Origin of the sequence: Nocardioides currus, assembly GCF_003057875.1 — a bacterium.
In the GTDB taxonomy this organism is placed as follows: Bacteria; Actinomycetota; Actinomycetes; order Propionibacteriales; family Nocardioidaceae; genus Nocardioides; species Nocardioides currus.
In genome coordinates, this window is record NZ_PYXZ01000002.1 from 84,912 (window position 1) to 105,298 (window position 20,387).

Genomic DNA, 20,387 nt, shown 5'->3' on the forward strand with positions numbered 1-20,387 from the left:
GAGGCTCAGGGTGCGGGAGAACCGAGACGACGGGCCTCGACCAGCTTGCCGGCCTCGAAGGCCATCAGGGTGAGCCACCGGCGACGTTCGTCGCCGGTGCCGCGCCACGGGAAGCCCTTGAGCAGGAGCAGCTCGTGGTGCACCCGCCGCTTCCACGACTTCGGCGTGACCTCCGCGGGTCGGAACTTCGCGTAGAGGGTGGCGGTGCCGCGCCCGGAGTTGTACTGCTGGCGGAGCACGCCGCGCAGGTCGGTCCGGATCCGGTAGTGGACGAGGGCGTCGGGGACGTAGGCGAACCGGTGGCCGAGGTCCCACGCACGCCAGGCGAAGTCGATCTCCTCGGCGCCGGCCGGGTAGCTCTCGTCGAAGCCGCCCACGGCCTCCCACACCTCGCGACGCAGCCCGAGGTTGCAGCCGATGCCGTACGTCCGGCTCTCCCACGTCTCGAACAGCGCGGCCGTTCGTTGGTCGATCGGGACCCACTCGGCGGACCGCCCGGACAGCACGGTGGTCTCGACGGGACCGCTCACGAGCGGCGCATCCGCCAGAGCGGCGGTCATGGCCGACACCCATCCGCTCGACACGCGGTCGTCGGCGTCGCAGATCAGGATCAGGTCGGTCGCAGCGCCCCCGATGCCGACGTTGCGCGCGACGGACACGCCACGACCGCGCGAGGCATCGATCCGCCGCAGGCCGGGGAGCCGGTCCCGCCAGGTGGTGATGACCGACGCGAGGTCGTCGGTCGACCCGTTGTCGGCGACGACGACCTCGAACGGCGGCGCGTCGACCTGGGCCGCGAGGGCCTCCAGCTGGTGGCCGATCACATGGGCAGCGTTGAAGGTCGGGATGACCACGGAGCACACGGGTGTCTTGTCAGCCACGCACTCACCCTAGGAGAGGATGCCGACATGGAACTGCTCAGCGTTGCTCGTCGCGCGAAGCACCTCGGGTTCGTGGCCAACAAGCGAAGCCGGCGCTGGGCGCGAAAGACCAAGTTCGAGGTCGCGACCGTCGCCTTTCGCGACGCCGATCGGTTCCGGCCCTTCGTCTACCGGCCAGATCGCTATGCCGACACCTTCTTGTCCCACGACGTCCGGACGGACGGGGACTCCGAGTTCCCCCGCAGGGTCTTCGCGGTCTGGACAGGAGACAACGAGATGTCTCCCAACCGGATGGCGAACCTCGGACGCATTCGCCAGCAGATAGGGCTTCCCCTCGAGCTCGTGACCAGCGACTCGCTCGACACGTGGCTGGTCCCGGGCCACCCACTGCACGGGTCGTACCGCGACCTGTCGCTGATCCATCGCTCCGACTACCTGCGCGGCTACCTGATGCACCATCACGGCGGCGCCTACGTCGACATCAAGCAGCCGCTCGGGTCGTGGCTGCCGTCGTACGAGCAGATGGCGGCAGACCCGGACATCTGGGTCACCAGCTACTCGTCGAGCCACGCGAACTGGATCGGCAAGCTGCGTGGGCGTCTGGGCCGCGACATCCTGCTCCACTACAGGGAGATGTTCGGCAAGAGCGGCTTCATGATGCGCTCCCACACCCCTCTGACGGCGGCATGGATGGCTCAGATGCATCACATCCTCGACGAGAAGGCTGCGCAGATCGCCGCGCAGCCCGGTGGCGTGTACGGCGCGGAGGGATATCCGTTGTCCTGGACCGACCTTCTCGCGAGGGTCCTGGATCCGCTGACTCTCAAGTACCTCGCCCACGTACGCTGCGACGACCGCATGCTCCTGCACTTCGAGGACTACCGATGACCGCGTCTCGACGCGGTCCTGTGGCCACCGTGATCCACGTGCTGCGACAGGTGAAGCTCTTCCTGTTCGTGGTCAAGAAGCGAGCCGGCTGGCGCTGGCACATGGCGTGGGTACGACCGGCGGACCCTCCGTGGCGGCTCTACCAGCGGCTGCGCCCGTTCCGTTACGACCAGGCACGCTATGCGCACACCTTCCTTGCGCGCACCTCCGGACTGGTCGTCGACACCGAAGCGGAGGTGCCGCGACGGATCTTCGTCGTGTGGACCGGGCCCAACGCGCTGACCCCCAATCGGCAACGGGGTCTCGACAGCATCAGGAGCATGAATCCCGACCTCGACGTCGTATTCGTCACCGATGAGAACGTGGACGACTGGCTCGTCGAGGGCCACCCGCTGCACCCGGCCTATGAGCACCTGTCCCTCAACCACAGGTCGGACCACTTGCGGGCCTATCTCCTTCACCACCACGGCGGCGGCTACAGCGACGTGAAGCCGCTCCGGTCACCGTGGGCGTCGGCGTACGACCGGCTGGACGCCTCGGACTCGTGGCTCGTCGGCTACACCGAGCACCGCTTCGACATGGTGGCCAAAATCCCCGGTGTGCTCGGACGCGACCTGGTGCGCGGATCGACGCAGGTCTTCGGGTGCGGGTCCTTCATCTCGCGCCCGCGAACGCCGTTCACCGACGAGCTGCTCACCGAGCAGTACCGACGCATGGACGAGTGGGCCGACGACCTGCGGCGGATTCCGGGCGGCGACCGAGGACAGGTCGAGGGCTACGTCGTCCCGTGGCTCGGGCTGATGGGCAGCATCGTCGGGCCGCTGTGCCTGAAGTACCAGTCACACGTCCTGCACGACGACAGGATCAAGGTCGTCTTCGAGGACTATCGCTGAGCTCGGCGACATCCCAAGCCGGCGCGCTTGCATCGGCGGCTTCGTCGCTCAGGGTGCCGAGTGAAACCAAGCCGGCGAAGGTCGGGTTCGACTGACGGACCTGCTCGAAGGTGCCGTAGCTGGCGACGTCACCGTGCTCGAGGAAGGCCAGCGCGTCACAGTGACGCACGGTCGAGAGTCGATGTGCGACGACCACGACGGTGACCTCGCCAGACAGCCCGTCGATGGTCGATGTGATTCGACGCTCGGTGTCGTTGTCGAGCGCGGAGGTGGCTTCGTCGAGCACGAGCAATGACGGGTTCCGGTAGAGGGCGCGAGCGATCCCGATGCGTTGACGTTGTCCTCCCGACAGTCGGCTGCCGCGTTCCCCTGCGCTCGAGTCCAGTCCGTCGGGCAGCTGTGCGATCAGGTCTGCGAGCTGCGCCCTCTCGATCGCGAGCCGCAGCCGTTCGTCGTCGACCTCCTCGTCGAAGGCGATGTTCTGCCGGATCGTGGTGTCGAGCAGCGTCACCTCCTGCGGAACGACGGCGACGTGCCGTTGCCAGCCCGGAAGGTTGTCGAAGATGGAGGTGCCACCTGCCTCGATCGTTCCCCCGGTCGGACGGTGAAGCCCGAGCATCAGGTCCACGAGAGTGCTCTTGCCGGCGCCACTGAGTCCGACGACAGCGAGCGACGAACCCCGCGGGAGCGTCAGGTTGACGTCGTTGAGGACCTGGACGTCAGGTGCATCCGGGTAGGCGAATCGAACGCCTCGCATCTCCAGGTCACCGGCGGGGTTGACATCGGTGACGACCGACGCCTCCTCTGCGGCGCGGTGCGACCGCACCGCGCGCCGGATGCTGATGATGTGTTCGAGGGGGGAGTAGGCGAATCGCACTCCCGCAAACGCATTGATCAGCCTGACTGAGCTGGGGAGGACTCGGGTGCCGGCAGCGACGAAGATCCCGAGCAGCACCAGACCACCCTGGTCGCCGCTGCCCGTCGTAGCCACCACCGACAGGACGCCAACGCCCAGGACGAACACCACCTCGAGGAAGTAGGAGGGGATCGCGTTCAGGACGGACGCCCGGACACCTGCGCCCGCGCTGTCAGCGCTGGCGTCGCGGAAGTCAGCGACGAACTGCGCGTGGGCACGACGTAGCTTGACCTCCTTGACCGCGGTCAGAGCCTCCAAGGAGGTCTTCGACACCGCCATCCCCGCGACCCGGGCCTCTTCGCCCGCAGCCTGGATGCGAGGACGGATCACCCGTTGGACGAGGTATGCCGCCACGCCGAAGTAGGCGGCAGCAGCGAGGGCAACGGTGGGGGAGATCACCACGAGCGATCCGAAGATGAACGCGATGGTCAAGATCTCGGTGAGTGCCGCAAGGGCCGAGGACAGTCCACCCGAGTAGCCCATGCCCACCGCACCCTGGACAGCCCACAGGGTGTCAGCAGTGCTGGTGCGTAGGTGCCACCAGTAAGGAGCCGTGAGATAACCCTCCAGCATCGAGGTGGAGAGGTGGATCTGCTGGTCTGCCATGAAACGAAGCTGCCATCTGCGTACGAGGAGTGAGGCCACGTCCTTGACGATGAAGGCTCCGAAGATGAGGAGCGCCAGGACCAGCACGAGCACCCTCACGCTCGGCTCGCCCAGCACGCCGTTGACGATGCCGATCGCTCCCGCATCCACAGGCTGGCCAGTGACGTACTGCATCATCGGGAGCATTGCGACCACTCCGGCCATGTCGAGCAACGCCAGGAGCGCCGACAGCGCGACCGAGATTGCGAGCCGTCGTCGGGTCGGCTGGTCGATCAGCTCTCCCGTCCCGGGCGGGAACCCCAACAGGCGGGCAAGGCGTCGTAGGGGGACGGCAGTCATGGTCGTCACCGGGACAGTGTGCCCAACGCGTCGTCGCGACGAGGTGACACCTAGGCTCCCGGGTGCACGCGCTGTCGTGATCGACGTGACTCCAGCAGCCGATCGCGAGTGGTACGAACCCTGTTGAGAAGCACGTTCTTGACGTAGTTGATCTTGCCGTAGCTGCTCCGGTAGTAGTCGAGCTCCGCCTGGTTGCGCCACAAGCGTTCCATCACGACGTCGATGTTGTCTCGCCATGGATCCGGGTGGCGCCGCACCATCTCGACCTGCTGCGCGATCTTGTCGTCGCCGCGCCGGGTGGACGTGAGCTGGTCGTCGTGGATTCGGTAGCGGTACCGCGGCGTGGGTAGCACGAAGCAGGTCCCACCCACGGCGTGCAACAGCCGAATCCAGAAGTCGTAGTCCTCGCCCCACGTGAGGGAGGCATAGCCGCCGATGCGCTCCCAATCCTCGCGACGGAACATTGAGATGCCGGGGACGGTGTTGTAGAAGAGCAAGTCGGTCACGCCGTTCGGTGCGCCCTCCGGGACGTACAGCTCGGATGACGCCCCAAACTTCTGGAGAGCCGTGGTGACGACGCTGACGCTCGGGTCACGCTCCAGGACTTCGGCAGCCTCGTGGGCGTACTCCGGGTCCGCCACGTCGTCGGCCGCCACGGCGACGACGTAGGGATTTTCCAGGAGACGGATCCCGGAGTTCATCGATCCACCCGGGCCGGTGTTCACGTCGTGGCGCAACACGTGGAGGCCCTGGGCCTCCAACTCGGCGAGGACGGCCACGGACGCCTCGTCGGTCGAGCAGTCGTCGACGATCACGAGGTCGACGGCTTCTGTCTGGTTGAGGACCGAGTCCACGGCCTCCCGGAGGAGCAAGCCGGAGTTGAAGGTCGGGATGACGACACCGACGCGATGCACTGGGCCTCCGTGGTCTCGGCAACTTGTCTAGCGCCCATTGTCGCTCATGCGATGCGCAGCCGTGTGACGAATGAGCGATGCGAGGATGTCTTGGTGATCCGGTTCATGGCGCCCGACCTGCCCACGCCGAGCGGCGGAATCAAGGTGATCTACCGCTATGTCGAGCACCTGAGCGCACTTGGGTACGACGCTCGCGTCTGGCACGGAACTCCCGGCTTCGCGTACGAGTCGTGGGGATCGACAGCGCCGGTCGACACGGGCAAGGATCTCGAGTTCGCTGCCGGGGACGTCTTGGTGGTGCCCGAGACCGGAGGCTCGAAGTGGAGCTTCATCACCGACGGCCAGCCCGTCGTGATGCTCTGCCAAGGTATGGACTTCGTCTTCTCCAATTCGGACTTCCTCACCGACGAGCCGGGTGCGTACCCGGGCTGGCCGCAGGCCACGGCTGCGATTGCCGTGTCGGACGCGATCCACGCGTTCCTCGAGCGTGCCTGCCACGACGAGTTCCCACTGCACAACGTGCCCGTGCAGATCGAGGACTGGTTCCAGCCCGCGACCAAGGAGAAGCGGATCGCGTTGATGCCCCGACGACGCCGCGAAGACCTGCTCGGGGCGGTGCAGCTGGTCCGCAGGTCCGGCCGTCTGCGTGACTGGCAGATCGTGCTGATCGACGGCATGACACAACAGCAGGTGGCGGACGAGCTCGGTCGTGCGGCCATCTTCCTCTTCGGTGCGGAGCGCGAAGGTGTAGGTCTGCCCGGGGCCGAGGCCATGGCGTCCGGTTGCTACGTCGTGGGATTCACCGGGGATGGAGCCAAGGAGTACATGCTCCCGGCTCATTCGTCGGTCATCGCTGACTCCGACGTCGTCGACATGTGCGACCGCACGCTCGAGGCGATGGAGTGGTTCGAGGATTCCCCCGAGGTCATCCGTCAGCGCGCCGAGGCCGGACGGGAGTGGGTACGCGCCCGGCACAGCCCGGAGCTCGTCCGCCGACGGCTGGGGGAGGCCTTCGAGGCGATCACGGCGCCCGGTTCGCCGTCGCTGCTTCCCACTGACGTCGTGTTGCGCCACTATCAGGCCTTCGGCGGGGCAACCGACCCCTACAACCGCGTCCGCGTAGCGATGCGGCGAAGCGGACGCCGGGTGGTCGATGCCGTGCGATGGGTGCGCTGAGGGCATCTCGACCGGCTCGCGAGGAGTGAGGCCGGGCTACCTGACCGTCACCGCGAGTGCTGGAACCGACCGGACCTGTCGCGCACGCCGACGGGCATGCTCGAGCACGACGACGACGGCGAATGCCTCGACCGCGAGCCTGATGGCGATCGAGGACCAGTACGTCTTGTCGATACCCGCGTCGGGCGTGGTGATCCCTCGGAGGTAGAGCCACGTCGTCACGTAGTGCCAGGTCTCCGCGGCGGCCACCAGCGTGACCAGCCACCTGCTCCGCGTCACGAGCAGGAGACCGAGGACGACCCAGAGCGAGTACTGCGGGGAGTAGACCTTGCCCAGCACGAAGAAGACGACGAGGAAGACGAACGACAGCTCGATGAAGGTCGGTTCGATGAGACGACGCCAGGTGAGCGCACCCAGGACCACCCACGCCGCGAGCATCCCGCCACCCAGCACCAGGCTGAGCTCGTCGGCGCCGACCGTCGTGCCCACCATGCGCAGTGCCATCCATGCGGACCCGAAGGAGGCTGGACGGTTGGTGTTGGTGTCCCAGAACTCCCGCCACGCCTCGGGGTTCGACAGGTAGAGCGGAGCGTTCGTAGCCACGGTGGTCACCAGGAAGGCGACGACCATCGCCGATGCACTTCGTGGCCGTGACCTGGTCACGAGGATCAGGGCCGCGGCGAGGAGGACGAGGGGGAAGAGCTTGGTCGCCGTCCCGAGCGCGACGAAGACGCCGAACCATGCCAGCCTGTCCCGCTGCCAGGCCACGAGGGCCAGAGCCGTGGCGAGGACGGCGATCGCGTCCCAGTTGACGGTCAGGGTGAGGACCACGAGCGGCGCCACCACCGCCCACGAGACGGGGTCGCCGACGGCCCATCCGAAGCGCCAGGCGATCCAGACCGTGGCGAGGACCGCTACCAGGAGCAGGGCGCACGTGACGAGGAAGAACGCCCTCTCCTCGCCCGCCATGCCGGGAAGGTCGTAGAGCTCTGCCGAGGACAGCGACGCCCGGCGGTCGAGCTCGGCGGACGGGATGCCGAGCACGACGTGCGTCAGCTTGGCGCTCGCCTCGATGAAGAGGTTGATGATCGGCGGGTACTCCAGGTCGCGGAAGCCCGGGTTCAGGTGGCCGAGCCACCCGAAGTCGGCGGCCAGCCCGCGGCCGTCGTAGAACAACGGGATGTCGCTGTAGCACTGGGCAGTCGCCAGCACGTCGGTGTCGACCTTGCCGCGCAGGCACGGGAGCTTCTGGACGGCCGACGCCACGGTCAGCAGCGTCGCCACCAGCAACCAGAGGTACGGCGCCCGCGACCGGCTGCCGGAGGTGGCAGTCACGCCAAGGTCGCCTCGCATCCGGCGAGAATAGTGAAGGATGCTCACCGACGAGACCGGTTCTGGAGCGGAGGCCCGTGGTGAGGAAGCACTACCTGGTGCTCGCCCACGACCAGCCCGGGCACGTCCGGAGGCTCGTCGAGCGGCTGGACGACGGCGAGTCGACCTTCTGGCTGCACCTCGACGCACGGAGCCCGTTGACCGCGTGGGACGCCGTCGTCGCCAGCTCCGACGTCCGGTTGGTCGAGCCACGCGCGACGTGCCTCTGGGGCACATGGTCGATGGTCGAGCCGCAGGTCAACCAGTTGAGGGCGTGCCTTGCCTCCGACGACCCCGGCTACGTCGTGGCTCTGAGCGGTCAGAGCTATCCGGTCAAGTCCACGGCCTACATCGACCGCTTCCTCACCGAGCACGCGGGCGCTGTCCACATGGACCTGTGGCGCCTCGAGGACCGGTGGTCGGACAACCACCGTGACCGCCTCGACTACTTCTGCATCCCGATGTCGGAGAGGAAGGGCGACCTCCTGCTCCTCCGACCCAGGCGGGAGATGAACGCCCGCGAGCTGGTCGGCTGGACCCGCCGCCTGATCCGCGAGCACGGCCTGCGGCGAGCGGTGGAGGTGCTCCGCATCATCGGCGAGCCGCGCCCGCACGTGAAGGACCGCATCGCCGGGGGATCGCAGTGGTGGGCGATGTCGTGGGAGACCGCGCTGGCGGTCATGGCCTACCGCGACGAGCACCCCGAGCTGGAGGAGTTCATGCGGTGGAGCCAGTATCCCGACGAGTCCTACTTCCAGAGCCTGGCGGTCGGTGTGGACCCGACGCTCTGGGAGCACGTCGGGCCGACTCTCACGCACATCGACTGGACCGAGGGCGACTGGGACCTCCCGCGAGCCATGACCCCACGCGATGTACCCGCGCTGGTGACCTTGCCCGACCACATGCTCTTCGCCCGCAAGTTCCTCTCGCCCGGCGGTGACGACGCCGTCGCCGCGCTGGACGAGGCCCTGGCCTCCGGAGGAGCCGCATGAGCACGCAGACCGCGCCGAGGTCAGTGCCACGAATCGCGACGTCGGTGCTCCTGGTGGCGGCAGGGCTCTTCGCCGTACGCCAGCTGGTCAGCGGGTGGCGGCTGGGCGCAAGCATGCGTCTCGGTGAGGACGGCGACATCTCCGTCTACATCGGTGCCATCAACTACCTGAAGTCGGGTGGGGCGCTCTACGACTACCCACTCGGCTGTGGGTACGGCTTCACCTACCCCCCCTTCTCGGCCATCGTGCTGCGGCCGCTGACCTGGCTGTCTCCGCTGACGACCGGGAAGGTCTGGCTCACCCTGTGCGTGGTCATCGCCGTCGCGGTGGCGGCGCTGGTGGTGGCGAGCCGCTCCTGGCCGACGTCCACGCTCGCCCGCCTGACCGTCCTCGGCCTCGGGGTCGGGCTCTTCCTCGGGTCGTCGCAGGTGCAGAGCGACCTGATTACCGGTCAGGTCAACCTCGTCCTCGCTCTCCTGGTGATCCTGGACGTGGGTCGCTACGTGCCCGACCGACTCCGTGGCGTCCTCGTGGGGCTCGCGGCCGCGATCAAGCTCACGCCGATGGTGGTCTGGGGCTGGTACGCCCTCACACGCCAGTGGCGGGCGCTCGCCGCCTCGGTCGGCACGTTCGCCGCGTGCGTGGTGCTCGCCTGGGTCGTGCTCCCGTCCGACTCGCGTCGCTTCTGGACCGACGCGGTGCTCGACACCAGCCGCGTGGGTGACGTCGAGCTGCGCTTCAACTCGTCGGTGATGGGCGTGCTGGCACGGGCCGGCGTCGACGGCACGACGCGCTCGGTGCTGTGGCTGCTGCTCGGTGGTGCCCTGGTGCTTCTCGCCTTCTGGAACGCCGAGCGCTGCCGTCGGGCCGGCGACCACGTCGCCTCGGCCGTCCTCCTGGGCTGCGCCGCCGTCGTCGCCACCCCGATCGCGTGGCCGCACCACCAGATCTGGCTGCCGCTCGCGGGCATCGTGCTGGCCCTGCGCACGCCGTGGCTCCCTCGAGTCCTCGGGTTGGCGATCCTCGTCTTCTGCTACCTCCACATCCCGATCACCGAGTGGTCCGACGCACACGGGACGGGCTGGTTCGTCGACAACATCGATGTCGCGATGTTCGTCGGCATCTGCCTCCTCGGCCTGGCGCCCGGCGCGTCGACCAGGTCGATCAGTGAGCCGTCGCCGCCCTCGACACGATCTCCATCGGGTCGTCGTAGTCCATCAGCACGGTGACGATCGAGTCGCCGGTCGTCTTCTCGTGGTCGGAGAACTCGAGCCCGATGCCGAGCTGGTCGAACTTCGCGCGAGCCTCGTCGCCGAGGTAGTCCTTCGCGCCGGTGCCGGACAGGTAGGACGTCGCGCCCACCATCTGCAGCTGCTCGAGCACGCGGTCGGCGGCCTTCTCGGTCGGCGGCTCGGTGACCACGACCTCGGTGGTGATGCCGAGGTAGTCGCGCATGCTGAGGATGAGCTGGTGGTTGATGTCGGCGAGGTTGTGGCTGTCGACGGCGTGGATCATCTCCAGCACGTCACCACTGCGGGACTTCCAGTGCCTGGCGCCGACGTAGCGCCCGCGGATGGAGCTCTCGAGGTGGTCCTGCCACCCGGGCTTGACCATCGTCTCGTTGATCGGCACCAGGTGGGCGCCCGACTCCAGCGGCATCGTGACCCAGGTGTCGCGCATCTTCACGCGCCGCTGCACCCAGTGCTTCTGCAGCTGGTCGTGCACGGCGAGCACGAAGGTGTCGCAGTTGAGCATCTTGAACCAGAACCCCGGCCACGGCAGCAGGTCTGGCTGGTGGATCGCCGCCCTCATCGCGCCGTCACCGGCGCACCGTGCGGACGAGCGCGAACTGCTCGGCGTACGGCACGAGCCGCACCTGTCCCAGCGCGCCGGCGATCTGGCGGACGCTGTTGATCGGGTGCACCTCGGTGGGGATCTCCGACTGGTAGGCCTGGCAGGCGCGCTCCTTCTGCGTGATCTGCTCCTCGGTGAGGGCCTCGAAGACGTTCCAGCGCAGGTCGGTCGGGTAGAGGTTCACGTCGTAGACCGCGATGTCGTAGACGTAGACGCTCGGCGGGAACCAGTGGTCCAGCGACATCGACACCCGGCACGAGCGCATGCCGGCCTCGTAGACCGAGATGTGGTCCTGGTGCAGCGACGGGTAGGGGAGGTAGAGCTCGTCGGGCTTCAGCTCGGCCATGATCGCGTCGATGGCGCCGACCATCTCGGACATGTGGGCCGGGGTCTCGCCGTCGGGGAAGCCGAGCACGCGCGACTCCGAGACGCCGAGGATCTCCATCGCATTCTGGTGCTCGGCTGCGCGCACCTCGCCGCTGTCGGTCATCACCACGACCACGCACTCGTCGGGATGCTTGGCCATCAGGCCGCCACACCCCATGGCCTCGTCGTCCATGTGGGGCGCCAGGATCAGCCGCTTCATCGCTCTCCTCGGTCGGGGACGCCCAGAGTCTAGGTGGGGCGATGCGTCCCGGTGGCAGGATGTGCCGGTGCCCGGGCCACGCGTCGTCTTGATCTCCATGTACGTCGGACACGAGGGCGTCCCCCACGCCGGAGGGCGCTACCTCCTCGAGCTGCAGCGGCTGCTCGACGAGGAGACGGACCTGACAATGCTGTCGGTGGGCAACAACCTGAACCGGGGTGTGCTCGGGGAGGCGGGAGTGCCGCGTCGACTGCTCCTGCTGGGGCACGAGGCTGGCCGCGGTCCCCTCGGCAGGGTCCTCAACCGTCTCGCCGTCTTGGCTGACACGACGTGGCGGCACAGGCGCGATCCCGGGATGGCGTCCGCAGCGTTCGTCCTCGGACTGCTGCGTTCCCCGGAGGCCCGCGCTGCCGTGCGCGAGGCGGACGTCATCGATCTCCAGTACTCAGAGTCCATCCGCCTCGTGCGACTCCTGCGACGGCTCAACCCGCGCGCCCGGATCACCGGCACCTTCCACGACGTGATGTCCCAGTCGTTCTCCCGCGAGCCTGGCGATCCGGACTTCTGGCGGGCGGTGGCCCAGCGCTCCCGCAGGCACGAGGCCGCGATGGTGCGCCGGCTCGACGAGGTGCTCGTCTTCAGCGCGAAGGACGGAGAGCTGCTCCGCGTGCCCGACGCCACCAGGGTCGACCCACCTCTCGCGACCGGCCTCGAGGAGCGGCACGCACCCGCGCCGGCACCGACCGTCCTGGTCGTCTCCTACCTCGCCCGCGACGAGAACGACAAGGCCGCACGCTGGACCCTCGACGAGGTGTGGCCGCAGGTGCGTGCGCGGGTGCCCGGGGCGCGGCTGAGGCTCGTCGGCGGGGGAGCGCTGCCCGCCCTCGTCGACCGCGCCGACCGTGAGCCGGACGTCGTGCTCACTGGCTTCGTCGACGACCTCGACGAGGAGTACGCCGCTGCGTCGGTCGCCCTCGTCCCGGTCCTCCAGGGAGCCGGGGTGAAGTTCAAGGCCATCGAGGCACTGCTGCACGGCGTCCCGCTGGTGAGCACCACGGTCGGGCTCGAGGGCATCGAGGGACCCGATGTCACTGCCGGCCTCGCCGACGACCCGGCCGGGCTCGCGGATGCGCTCGTCGCCGTGCTGTCCGACCCGACGTCCGCGCAGCGGCGGGCCGACGCCGCCCAGCGGTGGGCGGTCACGCGCTACGGCCGCGAGACCTTCGCGGACACGATCAGGCGGAGCTGGGTCACACGATCCCGCGCCGGCGCATGACCTCGGCGAGCTCGGTCCACATGTGCCGGGCGTTGAAGGTCGTCGCCACGCTGCGGCGAGCGGCCGTACCCAGCCGCTCCCGCTGCGACCGGTCCTCGGACAGCTCGGCCAGCACGCTCCGCCACCCGTCCGCGTCGCCTTCCGCCACGAGGCGCGCGTCGGTGTGGTCGGTGAAGTAGTCCTTCATCGCCCGCGTACCGGTCACGACGACGCACGCGCCCGACGAGGCGGACTCGAGGGCGACGCTCGACCCGGTGGGGTAGGCGAGGTCGCGGGTCGGGACGGCGACGACCTGCGCGCGCTGGAGCATGCTCCGGTAGGTGGGCAGCGGCACCACTCCGTGCAGCCGCACGTTGTCGGGCACGTCGAGCCCCGCCACGTTGTCCGGTCGGCAGACCAGGTCGAGGGTCAGGTCGGTGCCGCGGATCGCGTCGAACAACGTGGCGTAGTCGCGACCACGGTCCTGGCCGACCGCGAGCAGCTGGATGTCGCGCTCGGCCCCGCCGGGGACGTAGAACTCGTGACTGACGCCGTAGGTGACCGGGAACAGGCGCTCCTCGGGGATCCCGAGGTCGGTGAAGACCTCGGTCTCGTGCCGCGACAGGTGGGTGACGAGGTCGGCTGCCTCGAAGCGGCGCTTCAGCCTCCGCCGCTGGTCGGCGTCGGCGCGACGGATGTCGTCGGCAAGCCAGCACGACCAGATGACCAGCGGTGTCGAGGCGTACGGCGCCAGGCGCCCCCGCTTCGCCAGCCCCGCCGCGAAGCCCTCACGCTCGAGCAGCGCGAGCACCACGTCGGCCTCGGCCGCGGCCCGAGCACCCCGAACCGCCCGCTCGACGGGGAACCCCGACCGGTGCTCGACGACGTCCCGCAGGCGCTTCCATCGGGAGTCGGTCGCCCTCGGTGCGCCACGGAGCGAGAACCCGGCGTCCTGGAGGGCGTCCACGCCGTACGGCAGGGGAGCCGGCACCTCGCCGGCGCGGTAGCGGGCGTACCAGCGGTCGAGGTCGTGCTCGGAGAGGAGCAGTGCGCGGGTCATCGATCTCCTCTGATCAACGCCAGCTCGGTGCGGGCGACGCCGACGGCGTCGACGTCGCGCCCGGCGGCCTGCCGCACGGTGTTGACGACGAAGTTGGCCGCCGTGGCCGCAGTCAGTGCGGCCCGGAGCCGTCGGCGCGACCCCCACTTGTCGGCGTAGCTCAACCGACCCTGCACGAGCCAGCGTCGTCGCGACTCGGAGGGCGACGAGCCGCCGCCCTCGTGGAGGACGGTCGGTGAGCGGAGGGCGACCACGGAGAGCCCGCGCTGTCGGAGGCGGCGCTGGAGGTCGACCTCCTCGGAGTTCATGAAGAAGCGCTCGTCGAAGCCGCCGACGGCACGGAAGTCGGCCAGGGGGATCCACATCGCTGCGCCGACGACCCAGTCGACCTCCGCCTCGGCGGTGTGGGCGCGCACGTCGTGGCCCACGGCTCGGTGCCACGCCGTGGTGCTCCGGAAGCGTGCCAGGGGCGTGAGCCAGCCGACGGCGTCGTGCCGGACCTTCGGGAAGGAGCGGCCGACCCAGGCCTCGACCCCGTGCTCGTCCACCATGCGCGGGGCCAGTACCGCGCGTGGGTGCGCATGGGCGGCAGCGACCATGTCGGCGACGAAGGTGGGCTCGAGGGTGAGGTCGCTGTTGAGCACGAGCATCGCGTCGCCGGTGGCCGCAGCCGCGCCGGAGTTGACGTTGGCGCCGAACCCGCCGTTGGTGGCCCGCCGCACCACCTCGACGCCGGCGGTCTCGGGAAAGGGGGTGGGGGATGCGTCGTCCGACACGACGACCTGCACGGGACAGGTCTGCGCGCGCAGCTGTTCGATGAGGGCGAGGGTCGGCGTCGGGTCGCCGTGGTGGGGAACGACGACGCTGACGGTCGGCGCCGGTGCCTCGCGCTCCCAGGTGTCGTCGCCGACGCGACGACCGGCTGAGGCGGCCGACTCGACGGCCCACGCGACGAGCTTGCCGCCAGCGCGCCGGGGCACCCGCGGCAGCAGGCGGTCCAGCCGGCGGCCCAGGCGTGCCGCGTCGGCTCGGCTGCCGAGCCGATCGGCCTCGGCGGCGACGAGCCGACTCCACGGCCCACGGTCGGCATCGGCCGGTGTCGCCTGCTCGGGGTGCCGTGCCTCGAAGGCCCGCGTGGACGCGCCTGAGGTGAAGGCGCGGGCGACCCGCGTCTCGGCGTCGGGTGCCGGCCCGCGATGGGGGATCTCGAGGGCGGGATCGATCACGATCTCGACGCCGGACCGGGCGAGTCGCAGTCCGAGCTCGGAGTCCTCGCGGTAGGCCATCGTCGGGTCGAAGCCACCGACCGCGTCGTAGGCCGCCTTGCGCACGGAGTTGCACGCGGCCCAGTGCAACCACCGCTGGTCGGCGGGCCGGGCGTACGCCGCGGCCAGGAGCCGCTCGTTGGCCGGTCGTCCGTACGAGCTCGCGTAGGGACCGTCCACGAACTCGTCGCGCGTCAGCCCGATGACGCCGAGCGCCGGTGCGTCCTCCGGGCGGCCGACGTGGTGGGCCAGGTGGCGGGCGACGAAGTCGGGGGCCGGGGTCAGGTCGTCGTCGCAGCGGATGACGATCTCGCCGTACGCCGCTGCGTACCCGTCCGCGAGCGCCGCTGCGACCCCGTGGCCCCCGGCCCGCTCGATGATGCGGATCGGAAGCCTGTCGGCGAAGCCCTCGACCACGACGCGGCTGCCGTCCAGGTCGCCGTCGAGGACGACGACCAGCTCCCACTCGGCAGCGACCCGCTGTGCGGACAGCGCGTCGAGGAGCACCGGGAGTCGTGTGGCACCGCCGCGCGAGGGCACGACGACCGAGACGAGGGGAGGCGGCACGCGCCGATCCTAGGTGGCCGCGTCCGGCGCCGACTCCAGCTCGGCCAGGACGTCCTCGACGAGCTGCGTGATGTCGTTGCGGCCACCGAGCGGTCCGCCGGCCAGCAGGCCGTCGGCGCCGAGCAGCACGGCGGCCGGCGCGCTCGGAATGTTGAAGACCGCGCGCACCGTGGCGTCGGGGTCGAGCGCGACCAGGTCGGGGTCGTGGTGGAGGAACTCCGTGGTGCCCGAGGTGTAGACCGTCACCAGGTCCACCGCCGGGGCGAGCCGGGCGCTCCAGTCGTCGACGTGCTCCGAGACCCGGATGCAGGATCCGCAGCCGCTGCTGAGGAAGACGAGGAGTCGCGCGCCGGTCGAGGCGAGGTCGCGCAGCGACTGCGACGTGCCGTCGGGGAAGTCGAGGCGGGCGAAGGGGATCGGGGTGCGCTGGTAGTCGAGCTCGGCGTCGCCGTACGCACCCTCGACCGGCCGACCGCCGGCCGCGACCAGCGCCGCGACCAGCGCGACGACGACGGCTGCCCCGACGGCAGCCCACCCGGGCCTGTCGAGGGCCCCAGCCGCCCCGGGGACGGAGCCACCGCCGGCGGCCACCTCGACCGCCCACGCGCCGAGCCCGGTCAGCAGGACGTTGCGCACCAGCGTCAGCCGATCGACCCGGTGGCCGCCGAGGCGGCCGAAGCAGGCGCACGTGACGGGCTCGTCGAAGGTGAGGGCCCGGGCGACCAGGAGGGTGTACGTCGCCATCAGCACCGCCGCCGCGATCGCGACGACGACGAGGATCCGCGACGGAGAGGCGACGAGGCCCGCCGCGAGTGCGATCTCCAGCCAGGGCAGCGCTGCGGCGCCGAGCCGACGAGGCATCCAGGCCGGGACGCGGAGCGACGCGAAGGCGTCCTCGGTCTCCTCGCGGGCTCGGAGCTTGGAGGCACCGCTCAGGGCCAGGACGGCCGCCAGGCAGGCGAGCACGAGCAGGTCGGCAGCGGGCACGAGACGGATCCTATGCATGCCCGAGGGGGACCTCTGTGGGGATCGCTTGGCGGTCCTGTGACCCGGCTCACCTACCCAATTTGTGTTGTTACTCGTGCGTTGACTTGGCGTGGACGCCCGGATCCCTTCGCCTTTCTAGATTTCTTCTTGTCGATCGTTGGGATCGGCCACTACAGGGGGAATCGTCATGACCAGCACCCAGATCCGGCCCACGCGGCGCACGCTCGTGCGCGGCGCCGCCTGGAGCGTGCCCGTCGTCTCGATCGCTGCGGCTGCGCCGGCCTTCGCCGCGTCGGCCTGCAACCAGACCCTTAACTGGGCCTCGCTCGGAAACGGCGCGGTCTTCTCGAGCACGACGGTCGCCGGCATCACGATCACCCTCAGTCTCTCCGGCGCGACCACAGCGGCAAACAACCGGACGGTCTCGACCACCCAGACCGGCGGACAGACCAGCAACCTGCGCTTCTACAGCACCGGCACTGCCAACAGCTCGCAGACGGCGACGTTCACGTTCACCAAGGGCGGCCAGCCCTTCAACGTGACGAACCTGAGCTTCTCGTTCCTCGACATCGACTCCGGTGGCGCCTCGTGGGACGACCGGGTGTGGGTCGGAACGGCAGGCTTCACGCGCGCGATCCAGAACACCACCTACGTCACAGGCACGGGTGTCGACCTGGCCAACGCATTCCGCGGGAACGGCACCAACACCTCCGGCCAGGTCCAGGGTGGGCAGACGAACGGGAACGTGCAAGTCACTTGGGCCGCTGCGCTCAACAGCGTCTCCTTCACCTACGCCCAGGACGGGACGGCCAACGGCTCGCCGTTCATCGGCATCTCCAACATGTCCTTCACTGCGGCGGTCTGCTGATCAACCGATAGCCCCTGAACCCGACAACCCGGCTCCGTGATGCGGAGGCCGGGACGTCGGCATTTCTGCGATCTTTTGGGATTCGTTGGATACCTCATTTAGGGTAAAGATGAGGTAAAGACGACGTCGTCCCGGGAGATCGTCATGTCAGAGCAGGCCGCAGGCCCCACCCGCCGCACCTTGGTGCGCGGCGCAGCGTGGAGCGTTCCGGTGGTCGCCATCGCGACGGCGGCCCCCGCGTTCGCGGCCTCGCCGTGCTCCGACACCTACTCCTACCGCCTCGACTGGGGCACGACGCCGTATACTCCGCCGGCGAACCTGACGGTCAACCCCAACGTCGCAACTGCCATCGTCCCCGCTCTCCCGGGCGGCGGCCCCGGAGCCAGCGCCGTGACGGTCACCCTGACCAGCACGCTGCAGGGGGGCGTCACCCGCTACGACCAGAACCTCAACGTCCTGGCCACCACCGGGATCGGTGGGTTCCCCGGTGAGCAGGGCGTGGCGATCCGGAGCGCCACCACTGGATTGCCCTCGGTCGGCGGCCCGCTCGGGATCTCCCGGAGCCAGACGATCACGTTCGGCTTCAGCCGTGCCGTCCGCAACCTCAGCTTCACCGTCGTCGACCTCGACCGTGACACGAACTTCTGGGACCGCGCGAGTTTCTCTCCGACCCCGACGAGCTACGTCCGGGTCGGCACGGTCCAGGGCAACGGCAATACTGGGACTGAACTGACGGCGGACAGTGGAGGTTTCCGCTACACGGGGCTCACCGGGATCGACGACACCAGCAACGCCGGCAACGTGACGATCACCTACGCGGGCGGGTCGTCGTTCACCTCGTTCCAGCTCGTCTACTGGAACGCCGGCACCCCCGGTCCTCAGGGCATCTTGGTCAGCGACCTGACGTTCAACGCTCTCGGCTGCTGACCACCTGCCGTACGACGCGAACAGCCCGGCCCCGCGATGCGGGACCGGGCTGTCGACGTGAGACCTACTTGTTGGCCTTGCGCGCCTGGGACGCGGTCTTGGCGCGGGCGTTGGCGTCGAGCACGACCTTGCGGATGCGGACCGAGTCGGGCGTGACCTCGACGCACTCGTCGTCGCGGCAGAACTCCAGGCACTGCTCGAGCGAGAGCCGCTTCGGCGGAATCAGCTTCTCGAAGTTGTCCGAGGTCGCGGACCGGATGTTGGTCTGCTGCTTCTCCTTGGTGATGTTGACGTCCATGTCGTCGGCACGCGAGTTCTCGCCGACGATCATGCCTTCGTAGACCTCGGTGGTCGGCTCGACGAACATCACGCCGCGCTCCTGCAGCGACGTCATGGCGTACGCCGTCGCGGCACCGCTGCGGTCGGCGACCAGCGAGCCGTTGTTGCGCGAGCGGATCTCGCCGGCCCACGGGTGGTAGCCCTCGGAGATGTGGTGGGCGATGCCGGTGCCGCGCGTCTCGGTGAGGAAGTCGGTGCGGAAGCCGATCAGGCCACGGGCGGGCACGACGAAGTCCATGCGGACCCAGCCGGTGCCGTGGTTGGTCATGCCCTCCATGCGGCCCTTGCGGGCGGCGAGCAGCTCGGTGATGGTGCCGAGGTACTCCTCCGGCGCATCGATGGTCAGGCGCTCGAACGGCTCGTGCACCTTGCCGTTGACCTCCTTGGTGACCACCTGCGGCTTGCCGACGGTGAGCTCGAAGCCCTCACGCCGCATCTGCTCGACGAGGATCGCCAGCGCCAGCTCGCCGCGGCCCTGCACCTCCCAGGCGTCGGGACGCTCGGTCGGCAGGATGCGCAGCGACACGTTGCCGATGAGCTCCGAGTCGAGGCGGTCCTTGACCAGGCGCGCGGTGACCTTGCCGCCCTTGACCTTGCCGACGAGCGGGGAGGTGTTGGTGCCGATCGTCATCGAGATCGCGGGCTCGTCGACGTGGATGAGCGGCAGCGCGACCGGGTTGTCCGGGTCGGCCAGGGTCTCGCCGATGGTGATCTCGGGGATGCCCGCGACGGCGACGATGTCACCGGGTCCGGCCGACTCGCCGGGCTGGCGCTCGAGGCCCTCGGTGACGAGCAGCTCGGTGATCTTGACGTTCTTGACCGTGCCGTCGCGCTTCATCCACGCGACCTGCTGGCCCTTCTTGAGCGTGCCCTGCTTGATGCGCAGCAGGGCCAGGCGGCCCAGGAAGGGCGACGCGTCGAGGTTGGTGACGTGGGCCTGGAGCGGCGCGCCCTCGTCGTACTCCGGGGCGGGGATCGTCTCGAGGATCGTCTTGAAGAGCGGCTCCAGGTCACTGCCCTCGGGCATCGCGCCGTTCTCGGGGCGCTCCAGCGACGCGATGCCGGCGCGACCCGACGCGTAGACGACCGGGAAGTCGAGGGCGTCCTGGCTGTGCGAGTCGTCGAGCAGGTCCATGAAGAGCTCGTAGCTCTCGTCGACGACCTCCTCGATGCGGGCGTCGGCACGGTCGGTCTTGTTGACGACCAGGATCACCGGCATGTCGGCGTTGAGCGCCTTGCGCAGCACGAAGCGCGTCTGCGGGAGCGGACCCTCGGAGGCGTCCACGAGCAGCACGATGCCGTCGACCATGGACAGCCCGCGCTCGACCTCGCCACCGAAGTCGGCGTGGCCGGGGGTGTCGATGATGTTGATGACCATCGGCTGGCCACCACCGGCGGGACCGGCGTAGTGCACCGCGGTGTTCTTGGCGAGGATCGTGATGCCCTTCTCGCGCTCGAGGTCGCCGGAGTCCATGACGCGCTCGGCCACGCTCTCGGCCTGGTGGGCGGTGAAGGCACCGGCCTGGCGGAGCATGGCGTCGACGAGCGTGGTCTTGCCGTGGTCGACGTGGGCGACGATGGCGACGTTGCGGAGGTCAGAGCGTGCTGGCATGCGAAGGATGCTCGCTTTCGGGGCAGAGAGAAGGGGCGCGTACGGCGCGCCGCCCAAGGCTACCGGCGTACGGCGCAGGGCCCCGAATCGC

At 69.3% G+C, this 20,387-nt stretch carries 18 protein-coding genes; 8 read left to right on the forward strand and 10 right to left on the reverse strand.

The features are described 5' to 3' along the window. Positions 1 to 5: 5 nt before the first annotated feature. On the reverse strand, positions 6 to 881 hold the full coding sequence (locus C7S10_RS05465) for a glycosyltransferase family 2 protein (protein WP_108343421.1): 876 nt from the start codon (positions 879 to 881) through the stop codon (positions 6 to 8). Between the two features lie 27 nt (positions 882 to 908). On the opposite strand from C7S10_RS05465, the gene C7S10_RS05470 reads away from it, so the two are divergent. Then, a complete protein-coding gene (locus tag C7S10_RS05470) occupies positions 909 to 1,769 on the forward strand; it encodes a glycosyltransferase family 32 protein (protein WP_108343422.1) in 861 nt (286 codons plus the stop codon). Between the two features lie 38 nt (positions 1,770 to 1,807). Further along, on the forward strand, positions 1,808 to 2,662 hold the full coding sequence (locus C7S10_RS05475; RefSeq protein WP_133176440.1) for a glycosyltransferase: 855 nt from the start codon (positions 1,808 to 1,810) through the stop codon (positions 2,660 to 2,662). Here the strand turns inward: C7S10_RS05475 and C7S10_RS05480 are convergent. Both C7S10_RS05480 and C7S10_RS05485 read right to left on the reverse strand, forming a co-directional pair. Continuing rightward, positions 2,634 to 4,523, reverse strand: coding sequence for an ABC transporter ATP-binding protein (locus C7S10_RS05480; protein ID WP_243395275.1), 1,890 nt, complete (start codon positions 4,521 to 4,523; stop codon positions 2,634 to 2,636). The two genes, C7S10_RS05475 and C7S10_RS05480, sit on opposite strands and share 29 nt — an antisense overlap. A 50-nt stretch (positions 4,524 to 4,573) precedes the next feature. Then, positions 4,574 to 5,437, reverse strand: a complete 864-nt coding sequence (locus C7S10_RS05485; RefSeq protein WP_108343425.1) for a glycosyltransferase family 2 protein — start codon at positions 5,435 to 5,437, stop codon at positions 4,574 to 4,576. Between the two features lie 105 nt (positions 5,438 to 5,542). Here C7S10_RS05485 and C7S10_RS05490 point away from each other — a divergent pair, with 105 nt between their 5' ends. Next, entirely contained in the window at positions 5,543 to 6,613 is a 1,071-nt protein-coding gene (locus C7S10_RS05490; RefSeq protein WP_133176441.1) for a glycosyltransferase family protein, read from the forward strand. A gap of 36 nt (positions 6,614 to 6,649) precedes the next feature. On the opposite strand, the gene C7S10_RS05495 is transcribed toward C7S10_RS05490, so the two are convergent. Beyond that, on the reverse strand, positions 6,650 to 7,948 hold the full coding sequence (locus C7S10_RS05495; RefSeq protein WP_165807065.1) for a glycosyltransferase 87 family protein: 1,299 nt from the start codon (positions 7,946 to 7,948) through the stop codon (positions 6,650 to 6,652). 77 nt (positions 7,949 to 8,025) lie between these two features. On the opposite strand from C7S10_RS05495, the gene C7S10_RS05500 reads away from it, so the two are divergent. Further along, on the forward strand, positions 8,026 to 8,976 hold the full coding sequence (locus tag C7S10_RS05500; protein ID WP_165807066.1) for a beta-1,6-N-acetylglucosaminyltransferase: 951 nt from the start codon (positions 8,026 to 8,028) through the stop codon (positions 8,974 to 8,976). Continuing rightward, positions 8,973 to 10,205 carry a glycosyltransferase 87 family protein gene (locus C7S10_RS05505; RefSeq protein ID WP_108343429.1) on the forward strand — a complete coding sequence of 411 codons (1,233 nt, stop codon included), beginning with the start codon at positions 8,973 to 8,975 and terminating at the stop codon, positions 10,203 to 10,205. Before C7S10_RS05500 ends, C7S10_RS05505 begins: the two co-directional genes overlap by 4 nt. Here C7S10_RS05505 and C7S10_RS05510 read toward each other — a convergent pair. Then, positions 10,141 to 10,788, reverse strand: coding sequence for a WbqC family protein (locus tag C7S10_RS05510; protein ID WP_108343430.1), 648 nt, complete (start codon positions 10,786 to 10,788; stop codon positions 10,141 to 10,143). The two genes, C7S10_RS05505 and C7S10_RS05510, sit on opposite strands and share 65 nt — an antisense overlap. A gap of 7 nt (positions 10,789 to 10,795) precedes the next feature. Then, positions 10,796 to 11,416 (reverse strand): PIG-L deacetylase family protein, encoded by a 621-nt coding sequence (locus C7S10_RS05515; RefSeq protein WP_165807067.1) that lies wholly within the window; start codon positions 11,414 to 11,416, stop codon positions 10,796 to 10,798. A 67-nt stretch (positions 11,417 to 11,483) separates the two neighbouring features. Between C7S10_RS05515 and C7S10_RS05520 the strand changes: the two genes are divergently transcribed. Further along, a complete protein-coding gene (locus C7S10_RS05520; protein WP_133176442.1) occupies positions 11,484 to 12,692 on the forward strand; it encodes a glycosyltransferase in 1,209 nt (402 codons plus the stop codon). Here C7S10_RS05520 and C7S10_RS05525 read toward each other — a convergent pair. The 3 genes from C7S10_RS05525 to C7S10_RS05535 are packed head-to-tail and all read right to left on the reverse strand — an operon-like array spanning position 12,667 to position 16,550. Further along, complete coding sequence (locus C7S10_RS05525; RefSeq protein ID WP_108343432.1) at positions 12,667 to 13,731, reverse strand: glycosyltransferase; 1,065 nt, start codon at positions 13,729 to 13,731, stop codon at positions 12,667 to 12,669. The genes C7S10_RS05520 and C7S10_RS05525 overlap by 26 nt on opposite strands. Continuing rightward, positions 13,728 to 15,563, reverse strand: coding sequence for a glycosyltransferase family 2 protein (locus C7S10_RS05530; RefSeq protein ID WP_114327784.1), 1,836 nt, complete (start codon positions 15,561 to 15,563; stop codon positions 13,728 to 13,730). Before C7S10_RS05530 ends, C7S10_RS05525 begins: the two co-directional genes overlap by 4 nt. 9 nt (positions 15,564 to 15,572) lie before the next feature. After that, positions 15,573 to 16,550, reverse strand: a complete 978-nt coding sequence (locus C7S10_RS05535; RefSeq protein ID WP_165807068.1) for a TlpA family protein disulfide reductase — start codon at positions 16,548 to 16,550, stop codon at positions 15,573 to 15,575. Between the two features lie 187 nt (positions 16,551 to 16,737). On the opposite strand from C7S10_RS05535, the gene C7S10_RS05540 reads away from it, so the two are divergent. Together C7S10_RS05540 and C7S10_RS05545 are read left to right on the forward strand one after the other, a co-directional pair. After that, positions 16,738 to 17,418, forward strand: a complete 681-nt coding sequence (locus C7S10_RS05540; RefSeq protein ID WP_108343434.1) for a hypothetical protein — start codon at positions 16,738 to 16,740, stop codon at positions 17,416 to 17,418. A 144-nt stretch (positions 17,419 to 17,562) separates the two neighbouring features. Then, on the forward strand, positions 17,563 to 18,345 hold the full coding sequence (locus C7S10_RS05545; RefSeq protein ID WP_133176443.1) for a hypothetical protein: 783 nt from the start codon (positions 17,563 to 17,565) through the stop codon (positions 18,343 to 18,345). A gap of 64 nt (positions 18,346 to 18,409) precedes the next feature. Here C7S10_RS05545 and typA read toward each other — a convergent pair whose 3' ends face one another. After that, positions 18,410 to 20,296 carry a translational GTPase TypA gene (gene typA, locus C7S10_RS05550; protein ID WP_108343436.1) on the reverse strand — a complete coding sequence of 629 codons (1,887 nt, stop codon included), beginning with the start codon at positions 20,294 to 20,296 and terminating at the stop codon, positions 18,410 to 18,412. Between the last annotated feature and the right edge of the window lie 91 nt (positions 20,297 to 20,387).

Coding starts and splice junctions, on each gene's coding strand:
- C7S10_RS05470 (WP_108343422.1), top strand. CDS start 909: ATGGAACTGCTCAGCGTTGCTCGTCGCGCGAAGCACCTCGGGTTCGTG.
- C7S10_RS05480 (WP_243395275.1), bottom strand. CDS start 4,523: ATGACTGCCGTCCCCCTACGACGCCTTGCCCGCCTGTTGGGGTTCCCG.
- C7S10_RS05490 (WP_133176441.1), top strand. CDS start 5,543: ATGGCGCCCGACCTGCCCACGCCGAGCGGCGGAATCAAGGTGATCTAC.
- C7S10_RS05505 (WP_108343429.1), top strand. CDS start 8,973: ATGAGCACGCAGACCGCGCCGAGGTCAGTGCCACGAATCGCGACGTCG.
- C7S10_RS05510 (WP_108343430.1), bottom strand. CDS start 10,788: ATGAGGGCGGCGATCCACCAGCCAGACCTGCTGCCGTGGCCGGGGTTC.
- C7S10_RS05515 (WP_165807067.1), bottom strand. CDS start 11,416: ATGAAGCGGCTGATCCTGGCGCCCCACATGGACGACGAGGCCATGGGG.
- C7S10_RS05525 (WP_108343432.1), bottom strand. CDS start 13,731: ATGACCCGCGCACTGCTCCTCTCCGAGCACGACCTCGACCGCTGGTAC.
- C7S10_RS05540 (WP_108343434.1), top strand. CDS start 16,738: ATGACCAGCACCCAGATCCGGCCCACGCGGCGCACGCTCGTGCGCGGC.
- C7S10_RS05545 (WP_133176443.1), top strand. CDS start 17,563: ATGTCAGAGCAGGCCGCAGGCCCCACCCGCCGCACCTTGGTGCGCGGC.
- typA (WP_108343436.1), bottom strand. CDS start 20,296: ATGCCAGCACGCTCTGACCTCCGCAACGTCGCCATCGTCGCCCACGTC.